The following is a 13,648-nucleotide window of genomic DNA, read 5'->3' as shown; positions in this document are numbered from 1 at the left end:
TGTCGTCGAAGTTGCGAGCTTGTTTAACTCCACGCTTCGCTGCGTATCTTGCCCAGGCCCTGGAAGATCGGTTTGCAAAACCAGTAGCCCTGCATCAGCTCCACGCCGGACGCATGCAGGAAGTCGCGTTCGCCGCGCGTTTCGATGCCTTCCGCCAGCACCCTGATACCGAGTTCACGGCACATGCTGGTGATGGCCCTGACGATGATCTGGCGCGCCGGCTTGCTATCGATATCGCGCACCAGGTCCATGTCGATCTTGACGATGCTGGGCTGGTACTCGGCCAGCAAATTCAGTCCCGCATAACCGGCGCCAAAATCGTCGATCGCGGTCTGGAAACCGAGGCCGTTGTACTGACGGAAAATATTGACGAGGTGCGCACGGTCTTTTACCTGCTCGCCTTCGGTCACTTCGAAGATGATGCGGTTGGTCGGAAAGTTGTAGATCCTTGCCGCTTCGAAGGTGCTGCGGATGCAAACCTCCGGGCGAATCACTGCATTCGGCAGGAAGTTAATTGAGAGAAATTCCTGCATGCCCAGCCTGGCTGCGCCCGCCACCGCCTTGACCCGGCAAGCCTGGTCGAAGCGGTAGCGGTTATCGTCGTTGACCTTGGCCAGGATCGAGCCGGCCGTCTCTCCCCGGGGCCCGCGCACCAGCGCTTCGTGGGCGTAGATCGAACGGGTGCGCATGCTGACGATGGGCTGGTAGGCGTATTCAAAGTCAAAATCCGGGGGCGTGCTGTTGCGGCATTCGGCGCAGACGATCATGCCGGGATTTTTCTGTGAAACCGACAACTGTTCAGGTGAGATTGGAATCATCTGGGTATCCCCGTTTGGCAGTAAGTCAATTCAGCTTAGCAGAGGGCGTTATTGTCTTAGTTGCGTGGGCACAATAATGTAGTGGTGTAATTATCATGAACGATTGGTATCCAGCAAACCTGTTTGCTGCATCGCGGCTAGCTCGGCTGTTGCGATTTGATGTGAAACGTGCGGAATATTAGAGCAGCAACAGGCAGGAATGTTCCACGTGGAACAGCCTCAGCATCAGTCGTCCTGCACGACGTGTGTTCCACGTGGAACATCATGTGAACAAAAATTGAGCAGTAAAGAGTCCGCAGCGCTAAAAGACTCTATAATCTGGCTTCATATCCTCGCTTTTTACCCACATTACCATGTTATTTCCTACAGAATTCGACGTCATCGTTGTCGGTGGCGGTCACGCCGGCACCGAGGCGGCCCTTGCTTCAGCCCGTATGGGGCAGAAGACGCTCTTGTTGACGCATAATATCGAGACGCTGGGCCAGATGTCGTGCAATCCCTCCATCGGCGGCATCGGCAAAGGCCATCTGGTCAAAGAGGTCGACGCCATGGGCGGCGCGATGGCCATCGCCACCGATGAGTCCGGAATCCAGTTCCGTATCTTGAACTCGTCCAAAGGCCCTGCCGTGCGCGCCACCCGCGCCCAGGCCGACCGTATCCTGTACAAGGCCGCGATCCGTACCCGCCTGGAAAACCAGCCCAATCTGTGGCTGTTCCAGCAGGCGGTCGACGATTTGATGGTGGAGGGCGACCGCGTGGTCGGCGCCGTCACCCAGATCGGCATCAAATTCCTGGCGCGCGCGGTAGTGTTGACCGCAGGAACTTTCCTCGACGGAAAAATTCACGTCGGTCTGAATCACTACTCGGCCGGCCGCGCCGGCGATCCGCCGGCGATTTCCTTGTCGGCCCGCCTGAAGGAATTGAAGCTGCCGCAAGGCCGCCTGAAGACCGGCACGCCGCCGCGCATCGACGGCCGCAGCATCGATTTCTCAGTGATGCAGGAACAGCCGGGCGATCTTGATCCGGTGCCGGTTTTTTCCGTGATGGGCAACACCGCGATGCACCCGCGACAGGTGCCGTGCTGGGTCACGCATACCAACAGCCAGACGCATGACATCATCCGCGCCGGCCTCGACCGCAGCCCGATGTACACCGGCGTCATCGAAGGCGTCGGCCCGCGTTATTGCCCGTCGATCGAAGACAAGATCCACCGCTTCGCCGGCAAGGAATCGCACCAGATTTTCCTCGAACCGGAAGGCTTGACGACCCACGAATTCTACCCGAACGGCATCTCGACCAGCTTGCCGTTCGACGTGCAAATCGACCTGGTGCACTCGATGAAGGGCCTGGAAAACGCCCATATCCTGCGTCCCGGCTACGCCATCGAATACGATTATTTCGACCCGCGCGGCTTGAAGGCGTCGCTGGAAACCAAGGCCGTGGCCGGCCTGTTCTTCGCCGGCCAGATCAACGGCACCACCGGTTACGAAGAAGCGGCCGCGCAAGGCATGCTGGCGGGCTTGAATGCCGCCTTGCTGACGCAGGACAAGGATGCCTGGGTGCCAGGCCGCTCCGAGGCCTATCTGGGCGTGCTGGTCGACGATCTGATCACCCAGGGTGTGCAGGAACCGTACCGCATGTTCACCAGCCGCGCCGAATACCGCCTCAGCCTGCGCGAAGACAACGCCGACATGCGCCTGACCGAAATCGGCCGCGCGCTGGGCTGCGTCGGCGATGCGCAATGGCAAAGTTTCGAGAAAAAACGCGAAGCCGTGGCGCTTGAACTGGAGCGTTTGCGTTCCACGTGGGTCAATCCGCGCATCCTGGCGGCGGCCGAATCGGAGCGCATCGTCGGCCAGGCGATCGAACGCGAATACTCGCTGGCGGACTTGCTGCGCCGTCCGAACGTCGCCTACGACACCTTGATGAGCATGACCGGCATCGAAGGCCAGCCGCTGGCCGGGCCCGGCGTCGACGATGCGGCGGTGCGCGAGCAGGTCGAAATCCAGCTCAAATACGCCGGCTACATCGAGCGCCAGAGCAAGGAAATCGAGCGTCACGAGCACTATGAAAACCTGGCCTTGCCGCAGGGTTTCAACTACCTGGACATCAGCGCGCTGTCGGTCGAAGTACGCCAGAAGCTCGACAAGCAGCGTCCGGAAACGCTGGGCCAGGCGTCGCGTATTTCCGGGGTCACCCCGGCCGCGATTTCACTGCTGCTGGTGCACCTGAAAAAGCGTGGTTTTGGCGGCGCTGCGGGCGCCCCATTACTCGATAACAAGGACGAAACGAAGGATGAGGTTGTTCAATGAAGTTGTTTGACCGTGCCGCACTGGCGCAAGTTTTAAATCAGGGCGTGGCCGAGCTGGAGCTTGGTTTGACGCCTGCGCAGACTGAAAAACTGCTGGATTACCTGGCGCTGCTGTTCAAGTGGAACGCCGTGTACAACCTGACGTCGGTGCGCGATCCGATGCTGATGGTGACCCAGCATGTGCTCGATTCGCTGGCCGCGGTGCCGGCGTTTGCCGGCGCCGCCAATGTGCTGGACGTCGGCGCCGGCGGCGGCTTGCCGGGCGTGGTGCTGGCCATTGCGCGGCCCGACATGAAGGTGTCGATGATCGACACGGTGCACAAGAAGACCGCGTTTTTGACGCAAGTGAAGGCGGAACTGGAACTGGCCAACGTGACGGTGTATACCAAGCGGGTCGAGCAGCTGGAAGTGCAGCGGAAATTCGACGTGATCACTTCGCGCGCGTTTGCCGACCTGTCCGACTTCGTCAACTGGTCGGGCCATGTGCTGGCTGAGGGCGGGCAATTTATCGCCTTGAAGGGCGTGGCCCCCCCGGACGAGCGCGAGCGACTGCCGGCGGAGTGGAAAGTGAGCGAATTGAGGGCGATCCAGGTGCCGGGACTGAATGCAGAGCGTCATCTGGTATTTATGACAAGATCGTAAATAAATCATATAAACAGTATATATGGTATAAACGATTTATATCGTATAAATAGAATAAACGATATAAATCATATATACAATATAAATAAAATAAATAATATAAACCGTTTTGGCGAAAAGCCGGGGCGGCCTACTTTGATTTAAACAAGAAGATACATGGCCAAAATTTTTTGCGTTGCAAACCAAAAGGGCGGCGTGGGTAAAACCACCACCAGCGTCAATCTCTCCGCCGGACTGGCCAAGCTGAACCAGCGCGTGCTGCTGGTCGACCTCGATCCACAAGGTAACGCCACGATGGGCGCCGGCATCAACAAGGCCGGCCTGACCGCGTCGACCTATGAAGTGATGCTGGGCGAATCCGACGTCAAGACCGCGCGCCAGCGTTCCGAGGCGGGCCGCTTCGACGTGCTGCCGTCGAACCGCGAACTGGCCGGCGCCGAAGTCGAGATGGTGCAGCTGGATAACCGCGAGCGCCGCCTGAAGGATGCGCTGGCCGAAGTCGACGCCGAGTACGATTTCATTTTGGTGGATTGCCCGCCGGCATTATCGATGCTGACCCTGAACGGCTTGTGCGCCGCGCATGGCGTGATCATCCCGATGCAGTGCGAGTATTACGCGCTGGAAGGATTGTCCGACCTGGTCAACACGATTAAAAAAGTGCACGCCAATTTGAACCCGGACTTGAAGATCATCGGCTTGCTGCGCGTGATGTTCGATCCGCGCATGACATTATCGCAACAGGTATCGGCGCAGCTGGAACAGCATTTCGGTGACAAGGTATTCAATACCATTATCCCGCGCAACGTGCGCCTGGCCGAAGCGCCATCGTATGGCGTGCCGGGCGTGACCTTCGATCCGGGTTCCAAGGGCGCCCAGGCGTATATCGCCTTTGGCGCCGAAATGGTCGAGCGCATCAAGAAGATGTGATATCCGGACGTCGGAATACTATTTAAGAAATATTGACAGAATTATTAGGACAGCATGGCCACTAAAAAACTTAAAGGGCTGGGACGCGGCCTCGACGCACTGCTCGGCGGCGGCGGCGACATGGACACCCCGGCACAGGGGGCGCCCAGCGAATTGCCGGTGTCACAATTGCAAGCCGGTAAATATCAGCCGCGCACCCGGATGGACGAGGGCGCGCTGAATGAACTGGCGGCGTCGATCAAGGCGCAAGGCTTGATGCAGCCGATCCTGGTGCGCGCCATCGGCCAGGACACCTTGACCGGTGTTATTAAATACGAAATCATCGCCGGGGAGCGACGTTTCCGCGCGTCGCAACTGGCGGGCCTGGACCACGTGCCGGTATTGGTGCGCGATGTCGACGACCAGACCGCCGCCGCGATGGCGCTGATTGAAAACATCCAGCGCGAAGACTTGAATCCGCTGGAAGAGGCGCAAGGCATCCACCGCCTGATCACCGATTTCGGCTTTACCCATGAACAGGCGGCCAACGCGGTCGGCCGTTCGCGCAGCGCGGTGTCGAATTTGTTGCGCCTGATGAATTTGGCCAGTCCGCTGCAAACCATGCTGATGGCCGGCGATATCGACATGGGCCATGCCCGCGCGTTGCTGGCGGTCGATGGCGCGACCCAGATCACGCTGGCCAACCTGGTGGTGGCAAAACGTCTTTCGGTACGCGAGACTGAAAAACTGGTGAACCGGACGCTGGAAGAGCAGTCTAATCCAGTCGAAGCACGGGTCAAGGAAAAATCCGGCGACATTAGCCGCCTGGAAGAAGAACTGTCCGATGCGCTGGCGACCCCGGTGGTATTCAAGATGGGCAGCAAGGGACGCGGCCAGATGGTGATCGATTTTGCCGACCTGGATGTGCTCGATGGTTTATTGGCACGTCTGCGCGGCCAATAAATGACAGCGCGCACCTACCCGCGTTTTTAATAATATAAAGCGTTATTTCTTATGCACGCTGTTGGTGCAAATGCCTGTGAATAGCCGCTAAAGCGTCTGTTTCCTACAGCATTTGCCCTGCTGCGGTGCACCATGTTTGACTCATAACATCAAAGCCAACTATAATCCCGTGTCTTTGCGTGGTTGGATTTTTCTGGGAACTTGGTAAGTGAGTGATTCAAAGCAAAGTATTGCCAAGCCAGTCTATCAAGTAGTTGCCCTACAGCTAGGAATCGCTGTCATTTTCGCCATTATCGCGAGCTTGGCCGGCGGCGCCACGCAGGGTTGGTCTGCCGCTTGCGGCGGCGCCATCGCGGTCACCGGCAGCCTGGTGTATGCGATGCTCGTCGCCAGGGGATCTTCCGACGCCAATAAAGCGTTTCGGGCGCATTTGCGCGCCGAAATGGTAAAAATATTTATCACAGTAGTGCTGTTTATTGTGGCACTGGTGCTGTTTCAGTCGGCCGCCTGGTTATGGCTGATCTTGGGTTTCGCCGTGTCAACCTTAGCATATTGGTTTTCATTGCTCGCTGTTTAATCATTGGTTTCAGGGCGTATGCCTTGGGACGACAAATCTAAATTCATTATGACCATAGAACACGCTGTTGAAGCGGGCCATGCTGCCCCGGCAAATTCCACCGAATACATCGCGCACCATCTGGCCCACCTGCGTAACGACGCCGGCACCCTGAATCTGGATACGTTCTGGGTTTCTGCGTTGCTGGGCCTGGTTTTCCTGTTGGTTTTCTACATCGCGTCGCGTCGCGCGACCGCCGGCGTGCCGGGCAAACTGCAAAACTTCGTCGAAATGATCATGGAAATGGTCAACGATACTATTAATGGGGCCTTCCACGCGAAAAGCAAGATCATTGCTCCGCTGGCCATCACCATTTTCGTCTGGGTCTGGCTGCTCAACGCGATGGACTTCCTGCCGGTTGACCTTTTGCCAAAAGTATTGAGCTGGTTCGGCGTGCACAAGCTGCGCGTGGTGCCGACCGCCGACGTCAACCACACCTTTGCGATGTCGTTCTCGGTGGTGCTGTGCGTGATCGCCTTCTCGATCAAGGCCAAGGGCCTGGGCGGCTGGATCAAAGAATTGTTTACCGCGCCCTTCCACGCCAGCGGCCTGGTCGGCACGATCGCCTTGGCGCCAGTCAATTTCTTGCTGCAAATGGTTGAATTGCTTGCAAAACTGATTTCGCTGTCGTTGCGACTGTTCGGCAATATGTATGCCGGCGAACTGATTTTCATCTTGATCGCGTTGTTGCCTTGGTGGGCACAGTGGGCGTTGGGTGGTCCATGGGCAATTTTCCATATCTTGATTGTAACTTTGCAAGCTTTTGTGTTTATGGCGTTGACGGTGGTGTATCTGAGCCTCGCGGTTGAGAAGCATTAATCATCGACTTTATATTTTGTTTTTTTAGTATCTTTCGTTTTTAATCTTAGGAGAATTTTTTATGCAAGCTCTGATCGCACAAGTACAAAGCATGACCGTTCTGGCAGCAGCAATCATCATCGGCCTGGCCGCTATCGGTACCGCACTGGGTTTCGCCATTTTGGGCGGCAAATTCCTGGAAGCGTCGGCCCGTCAACCTGAACTGATGCCACAACTGCAAACGAAACTGTTCGTTATTGCCGGTCTGCTGGATGCGATTTCGATGATTGGCGTTGGTGTTGCTCTGCTGTACACGTTTGCTAACCCGTTCCTGACCGCTGTTCTGGCTGCTCATTAATTCGCTCCAACCCTAGGAGAAACTTTTAGTTAGGAGCAAGGTATGGACATCAATATGTCGCTCATCGGCCAGATGATCACCTTCGCGGTGTTGGTCTGGTTTTCGATGAAGTTCGTATTTCCAGCGCTGAACACAGCGCTGGATGAGCGTGCCAAGAGAATCGCGGATGGATTGGCTGCGGCCGATCAGGGTCAGGCTTCGATGGCAATCGCTGAAAAGCGCGCTCAAGAAGCATTGACCGGTGCACGCGAAGAAGCGTCGCAACGTGTTGCGGACGCTGAAAAGCGCGCCCAACTGGTGGCTGACGAGATCAAGCAAAATGCACAAGCCGAAGCAGCGCGCATCATTGCGCAAGCTAAAGCGGACGCCGAACAGCAACTGGCGAAAGCACGCGAAGAACTGCGCGCTCAGGTGGCTGACCTGGCTGTCAAGGGCGCCGAGCAAATTCTGAAGCGCGAAGTAACCGCATCGGCCCACGCCGATCTGTTGCAACGCCTGGCTGTCGAGCTGTAATCATGGCAGAACTCGCAACCGTCGCCCGTCCCTACGCGGAAGCTTTGTTCCGCGTAGCCCAAGCTGGTAAGGAATCGTATAACCTCGCGGCGTGGTCCGATATCGTGTCCGAATTGGCACAAGTCGGCAGCCACCCCGAGGTGCAGGCGTTTGCACGCAATCCGAAAGCTTCGGAAAGCGACGTGGCCGCCACCCTGTTGTCACTGCTGAAATCGCCGCTCAACGAGGAAGTGAAGCACTTCGTCGCGATGCTGGTTGAAAATGGCCGTGTCAGTTTGTTGCCTGAAATCGGCGCGCAATTCCACCTGTTGAAAAACAGCCTGGAAGGTGCGGCTGACGCCGAAATTACCAGCGCATTCGAACTGAGCGGCACGCAAGTGGCAGAACTGGTCGCAACGCTGGAAAAGAAATTCAGCCGTAAGCTCAACCCTGCCGTCACAGTGGATCCCTCACTGATCGGTGGCGTGCGCGTGGTCGTTGGCGATGAAGTGCTCGACACCTCGGTGCGCGCCAAGTTGCAACAGATGCGCGATGCGCTGGTGTCGTAATCCGACTGGCTTAGGCAGAACCTTACCCCCTCGCGCAAGCTGAGAGAAACACTTTTAGGAGTTAGTATGCAACTCAACCCATCTGAAATCAGCGAGTTGATCAAGAGCCGGATCCAAGGTCTTGACGGCGGCGCTGAAGTGCGTAATCAAGGCACGGTTATTTCCGTCGCCGACGGTATCTGCCGCATCCACGGTTTGTCGGACGTGATGCAAGGCGAGATGCTGGAATTTCCTGGCAACACCTTTGGCCTGGCAATGAACCTGGAACGCGACTCGGTCGGTTCCGTGATCCTGGGTGCTTACGAGCACATCTCGGAAGGCGACACGGTCAAGTGCACCGGCCGCATCCTGGAAGTCCCGGTCGGTCCTGAACTGCTGGGCCGCGTGGTCAACGCGCTGGGCCAGCCGATCGACGGCAAAGGCGCGATCGACGCGAAACTGACCGCACCGATCGAAAAAATCGCACCGGGCGTGATCGCCCGTGAATCCGTATCGCAACCGATGCAAACCGGTCTGAAGTCGATCGATGCGATGGTGCCGATCGGCCGCGGCCAACGCGAATTGATCATCGGCGACCGCCAGACCGGTAAATCGGCTGTGGCGATCGACACGATCATCAATCAAAAAGGCCAGGGCATGAAGTGTATCTACGTCGCGATTGGCCAAAAAGCCTCGTCGATCAAGAACATCGTGCGCTCGCTGGAAAAACATGGCGCGATGGAATACACCATCGTCGTCGCCGCTTCGGCTTCCGAATCGGCCGCCATGCAATACATCTCGGCTTACTCCGGCTGCGCGATGGGCGAATTCTTCCGCGACCGCGGCGAAGACGCACTGATCGTGTACGACGACCTGTCGAAACAAGCTGTTGCTTACCGTCAAATCTCCTTGCTGCTGCGCCGCCCACCAGGCCGTGAAGCGTACCCAGGCGACGTGTTCTACCTGCACAGCCGCTTGCTGGAACGCGCAGCCCGCGTGAACGCCGACTACGTCGAGAAGTTCACCGATGGCGCCGTCAAAGGCAAGACCGGTTCGCTGACCGCCTTGCCGATCATCGAAACCCAGGCAGGCGACGTGTCCGCATTCGTGCCGACCAACGTGATTTCGATCACCGACGGCCAAATCTTCCTGGAAACTTCGTTGTTCAACGCCGGTATCCGTCCTGCGATTAACGCCGGTATTTCGGTATCGCGCGTCGGTGGCGCCGCCCAGACCAAGGTCATCAAAAACCTGTCCGGCGGTATCCGTACCGACTTGGCGCAGTACCGTGAACTGGCTGCGTTCGCGCAGTTCGCTTCCGACCTGGACGCCTCGACCCGCAAACAGCTGGACCGCGGCGCGCGCGTGACGGAATTGCTGAAGCAAGCCCAGTACGCTCCACTGCCGATCTCGCTGATGGCTGTGTCGCTGTTCTCGGTCAACAAAGGTTTCATGGACGACGTGCCTGTCAAGCAAGTGCTGTCGTTCGAAGCCGGTGTCCATGCTTACATGAAGACCAAGCAAGCTGCCTTGCTGGCCAAGATCGAAGAAACCAAGCAACTCGACAAAGACGGCGAAGCTGCCTTGTCGGCCGCGGTTGCTGATTTCAAAAAATCGGGCGCATATTAAGCGGCCCGGCCCGTTCCCTGCTTGCAGGGTGCGGGCTGGACGCGTACAAGGAGTAAGGACTCATGGCATCAAGCAAAGAGATACGTGGCAAGATCAAGAGCGTAGAGAATACGAAGAAGATCACCAAGGCGATGGAAATGGTCGCCGCATCCAAAATGCGCAAGGCGCAAGACCGGATGCGGGCCGCGCGCCCCTACAGTGACAAGATTCGGAACATCGCCGCCAATCTGGCGACCGCCAATCCGGAATACACGCACCCGTTCCTGGCAGCAGCGCAGGGCACGGAGGCCAAGGCAGCGGGTTTCATCATCGTCACGACCGACAAGGGTTTGTGCGGTGGCTTGAACACCAACATCTTGCGTCAGGTGACGAGCAAGACGCGCGAGCTGGAAACCGCCGGCAACCGGATCGAGACAGTCGCCATCGGTAACAAGGGTTTGGGCTTTTTGAACCGGATCGGCGCCAAGGTCATCGCGCATGCGATTCAGATCGGCGATACGCCGCACCTGGACAAACTGATCGGACCGGTCAAGGTCATGCTCGAAGAGTTTCAGGCAGGCAAGCTTGACGCAGTTTACCTGTGTTACACCAAGTTCATCAACACGATGAAGCAAGAGCCGGTAGTGGAGCAATTGCTGCCGCTGACGGCCGACAAGATGCAGGCGGATAAAGGTGCCCACGCGTGGGATTACATTTATGAGCCGGATGCACAAACGGTCATCGATGAATTGCTGGAGCGCTATGTAGAAGCGCTGGTGTACCAGGCAGTCGCTGAAAATCTGGCTTCCGAGCAATCGGCGCGGATGGTGGCGATGAAGGCTGCAAGCGACAACGCGGGTAGTGTGATCGGCGAATTGAAGCTGGTCTACAACAAAACCCGTCAAGCTGCGATTACCAAAGAACTCTCCGAAATCGTCGCCGGTGCGGCTGCGGTTTAAACGAATTTAACTATATTTGAAGGAACGAACATGGCTGATGGCAAAATCGTTCAGTGTATCGGCGCTGTGGTGGACGTTGAGTTTCCCCGCAACGCGATGCCTAAGGTATTTGATGCCTTGAAAATGGCAGGCTCGGAATTGACCCTGGAAGTGCAACAGCAGTTGGGCGACGGCATAGTCCGTACCATTGCGCTGGGCTCGTCCGACGGTCTGCGCCGTGGCATGATGATTCAAAACACCGGCAAACCTATCATGGTGCCAGTTGGTAAAGCAACCCTCGGCCGCATCATGGACGTGCTGGGTAACCCGATCGACGAATGCGGTCCGGTATCGCACGAACAGATCGCGTCGATCCACCGCACCGCTCCTGCATACGACGAACTGTCGCCATCGCAAGAGTTGCTGGAAACCGGCATCAAGGTGATCGACCTGGTGTGCCCGTTCGCCAAAGGCGGTAAAGTCGGCCTGTTCGGCGGCGCGGGTGTGGGCAAGACCGTCAACATGATGGAATTGATCAACAACATCGCGAAAGCGCACAGCGGCGTGTCGGTATTCGCCGGTGTCGGCGAGCGTACGCGTGAAGGTAACGACTTCTACCACGAGATGGCTGACGCGAAAGTGGTTGACCTGGAAAACCCGGAGAATTCCAAAGTGGCGATGGTCTACGGCCAGATGAATGAACCGCCGGGCAACCGTCTGCGCGTGGCGCTGACCGGCCTGACGATCGCTGAATCGTTCCGTGACGAAGGCAAGGACGTGTTGTTCTTCGTGGACAACATCTACCGCTTCACGCTGGCCGGTACCGAAGTCTCCGCGCTGCTGGGTCGTATGCCGTCGGCAGTGGGTTACCAGCCGACGCTGGCTGAAGAAATGGGCCGCCTGCAAGAGCGTATCACGTCGACCAAGACCGGTTCGATCACCTCGATCCAGGCCGTCTACGTTCCAGCGGATGATTACACCGATCCATCGCCGGCCACCACCTTCGCCCACTTGGATTCGACCGTTGCCCTGTCGCGTGACATCGCTTCGCTGGGTATCTACCCTGCGGTCGATCCACTCGATTCGACTTCGCGTCAATTGGACCCGCTGGTGGTCGGTCAAGAGCACTACGACACCGCCCGCGCCGTGCAAGGCACGCTGCAACGCTACAAGGAATTGCGCGACATTATCGCGATTCTGGGCATGGACGAGCTGGCGCCGGAAGACAAACTGCTGGTCGCGCGCGCACGTAAGATGCAGCGTTTCCTGTCGCAGCCATTCCACGTCGCTGAAGTATTTACCGGCGCGCCGGGTAAATACGTTTCGCTGAAAGACACGATCAAAGGCTTCAAGATGATCGCGTCGGGCGAACTCGATCACCTGCCGGAACAAGCGTTCTACATGGTCGGCACGATCGAAGAAGCAATCGAAAAAGCCAAGAAACTTAACTGACATTAAGTTTGGGCCTAACCCCGCTCTTACTTAGGGCGGGGTTCTTCAACCCGATAGGACACACATGGCACACACAATTCACGTTGACGTGGTTTCCGCTGAAGAACTGATTTTTTCAGGCGAGGCGGAATTCGTCGCGTTGCCGGGCGAACAGGGCGAGCTGGGTATCTACCCGAAGCATACGCCGCTGATCACCCGCATCCGTCCGGGCGCGGTCCGCATCAAGGTAGTCGGCCAGGCTGAAGAAGAGTTCGTCTTCGTCGCCGGCGGCTTGCTGGAAGTGCAGCCGAACGCCGTGACCGTCCTGGCCGATACCGCGATCCGCGGTCACGACCTGGATGAAGCCAAAGCGTTGGCAGCCAAGAAACAAGCGGAAGAAACCCTGCACGATAAAGGCACCGGTATCGACTACGCCCAGGCGCAAGCCGAACTGGCCAGCGCCATCGCGCAATTGGCGGCGATCCAGAAACTGCGCGGCAAGCATTAAGCTTGACGTTGCATGCAGCATGCAAGAGGCAGCCTTCGGGCTGCCTTTTTTTATGTCTGTTTTTTATGCTTGTCTCTGGCGAAACAGCGGCGCTTTGTCCGGCCGCCATTCGTGCCGGTTTGCGATTGGCTTGAAGCGCTCAACGGCACATGCCGTAGCTGTTGCGTTCGCCGAAATAGCGGTAAGTGTAGGTGCGCACCGGGTAGCGTTTTTCGGCGATGACCAGGTCCGGCGGCTGCAAGTCGAAGCGCGGCGGCAACTGGCCGGGGAATTGCAGGCGGATGCGGGTCTGGGTGTCGGCGCTGTTGCCGACCGCCGCCAGGCGGATCGGCAACTGGTCGACCACGTCGACGATTTCCGGCCGGCTTTCGCTGCCGCGCTGGTAAATGGTGACGATCTTGCCGTTGACGATAGGCGCGCCGTGCGGCTGCGTCAGCTGGAAACCCAGCGCCGTGAAGTCGGCCCGGGTGCCGCGCGGCAGCGTGTAAATCAGCACGATCTCGACCCCGCCATCCTTTAATGCCAGCGGCGGCGTCGCTTGCACGCTGATGCCGCGTGGTAATTCAAAACGCGACCCCTCGACCCAGCTCTTGCATTCGGGCGTGGCCGCCAGGTACAGCTCGGATGCGGTGTATTGTTCGCCGCAGGCGGACAGCATCAACGATAGTGGCAATAGCAAAGCGAGGGCAGAGTAACGCGGCATGGGCTGGG

15 protein-coding genes are annotated in these 13,648 nt (G+C 57.8%); 13 read left to right on the top strand and 2 right to left on the bottom strand.

Features of this window, described 5'->3' with window-relative positions:
• Window positions 1–23: 23 nt before the first annotated feature.
• The gene (locus GJA_RS24475) at window positions 24–818 is read right to left on the bottom strand and encodes an EAL domain-containing protein (RefSeq protein ID WP_081905559.1); all 795 of its coding nucleotides are present in this window, start codon (window positions 816–818) and stop codon (window positions 24–26) included.
• 353 nt (window positions 819–1,171) lie between these two features.
• Here GJA_RS24475 and mnmG point away from each other — a divergent pair, with 353 nt between their 5' ends.
• The 13 genes from mnmG (at window position 1,172) to GJA_RS24410 (ending at window position 12,937) form a co-directional block, all read left to right on the top strand.
• A complete protein-coding gene (mnmG, locus tag GJA_RS24470; protein ID WP_038497629.1) occupies window positions 1,172–3,130 on the top strand; it encodes a tRNA uridine-5-carboxymethylaminomethyl(34) synthesis enzyme MnmG in 1,959 nt (652 codons plus the stop codon).
• The gene (rsmG, locus tag GJA_RS24465) at window positions 3,127–3,771 is read left to right on the top strand and encodes a 16S rRNA (guanine(527)-N(7))-methyltransferase RsmG (protein WP_038497628.1); all 645 of its coding nucleotides are present in this window, start codon (window positions 3,127–3,129) and stop codon (window positions 3,769–3,771) included. The genes mnmG and rsmG overlap by 4 nt, the downstream gene beginning before the upstream one ends.
• A 156-nt stretch (window positions 3,772–3,927) precedes the next feature.
• On the top strand, window positions 3,928–4,698 hold the full coding sequence (locus GJA_RS24460) for a ParA family protein (protein ID WP_038497627.1): 771 nt from the start codon (window positions 3,928–3,930) through the stop codon (window positions 4,696–4,698).
• Between the two features lie 54 nt (window positions 4,699–4,752).
• Window positions 4,753–5,640: a ParB/RepB/Spo0J family partition protein gene (locus GJA_RS24455; protein WP_038497626.1), complete on the top strand. Its 888-nt coding sequence runs from the start codon at window positions 4,753–4,755 to the stop codon at window positions 5,638–5,640.
• 208 nt (window positions 5,641–5,848) lie between these two features.
• Window positions 5,849–6,217 (top strand): ATP synthase subunit I, encoded by a 369-nt coding sequence (locus tag GJA_RS24450; RefSeq protein ID WP_038497625.1) that lies wholly within the window; start codon window positions 5,849–5,851, stop codon window positions 6,215–6,217.
• Window positions 6,218–6,265: 48 nt separating this feature from the next.
• Entirely contained in the window at window positions 6,266–7,075 is an 810-nt protein-coding gene (gene atpB / locus GJA_RS24445) for a F0F1 ATP synthase subunit A (protein WP_051781498.1), read from the top strand.
• Between the two features lie 61 nt (window positions 7,076–7,136).
• Window positions 7,137–7,412, top strand: a complete 276-nt coding sequence (atpE, locus tag GJA_RS24440; protein WP_038497624.1) for a F0F1 ATP synthase subunit C — start codon at window positions 7,137–7,139, stop codon at window positions 7,410–7,412.
• A 42-nt stretch (window positions 7,413–7,454) separates the two neighbouring features.
• Complete coding sequence (locus GJA_RS24435) at window positions 7,455–7,925, top strand: F0F1 ATP synthase subunit B (protein WP_038497623.1); 471 nt, start codon at window positions 7,455–7,457, stop codon at window positions 7,923–7,925.
• Window positions 7,926–7,927: 2 nt separating this feature from the next.
• On the top strand, window positions 7,928–8,473 hold the full coding sequence (locus GJA_RS24430; RefSeq protein WP_038497622.1) for a F0F1 ATP synthase subunit delta: 546 nt from the start codon (window positions 7,928–7,930) through the stop codon (window positions 8,471–8,473).
• 66 nt (window positions 8,474–8,539) lie between these two features.
• The gene (gene atpA, locus GJA_RS24425) at window positions 8,540–10,081 is read left to right on the top strand and encodes a F0F1 ATP synthase subunit alpha (RefSeq protein ID WP_038497621.1); all 1,542 of its coding nucleotides are present in this window, start codon (window positions 8,540–8,542) and stop codon (window positions 10,079–10,081) included.
• Window positions 10,082–10,143: 62 nt separating this feature from the next.
• Window positions 10,144–11,019: a F0F1 ATP synthase subunit gamma gene (gene atpG / locus GJA_RS24420; protein ID WP_038497620.1), complete on the top strand. Its 876-nt coding sequence runs from the start codon at window positions 10,144–10,146 to the stop codon at window positions 11,017–11,019.
• Between the two features lie 30 nt (window positions 11,020–11,049).
• Window positions 11,050–12,450 (top strand): F0F1 ATP synthase subunit beta, encoded by a 1,401-nt coding sequence (atpD, locus tag GJA_RS24415; protein WP_038497619.1) that lies wholly within the window; start codon window positions 11,050–11,052, stop codon window positions 12,448–12,450.
• 64 nt (window positions 12,451–12,514) lie between these two features.
• A complete protein-coding gene (locus tag GJA_RS24410; protein WP_038497618.1) occupies window positions 12,515–12,937 on the top strand; it encodes a F0F1 ATP synthase subunit epsilon in 423 nt (140 codons plus the stop codon).
• 139 nt (window positions 12,938–13,076) lie between these two features.
• Here the strand turns inward: GJA_RS24410 and GJA_RS24405 are convergent, their stop codons facing one another.
• Window positions 13,077–13,595, bottom strand: coding sequence for a hypothetical protein (locus GJA_RS24405; protein WP_242404692.1), 519 nt, complete (start codon window positions 13,593–13,595; stop codon window positions 13,077–13,079).
• Window positions 13,596–13,648: the final 53 nt, after the last annotated feature.

Origin of the sequence: Janthinobacterium agaricidamnosum NBRC 102515 = DSM 9628, from assembly GCF_000723165.1 — a bacterium.
Taxonomy (GTDB): domain Bacteria; phylum Pseudomonadota; class Gammaproteobacteria; order Burkholderiales; family Burkholderiaceae_D; genus Janthinobacterium; species Janthinobacterium agaricidamnosum.
This window is presented reverse-complemented; position numbering and strand designations above follow the sequence as displayed.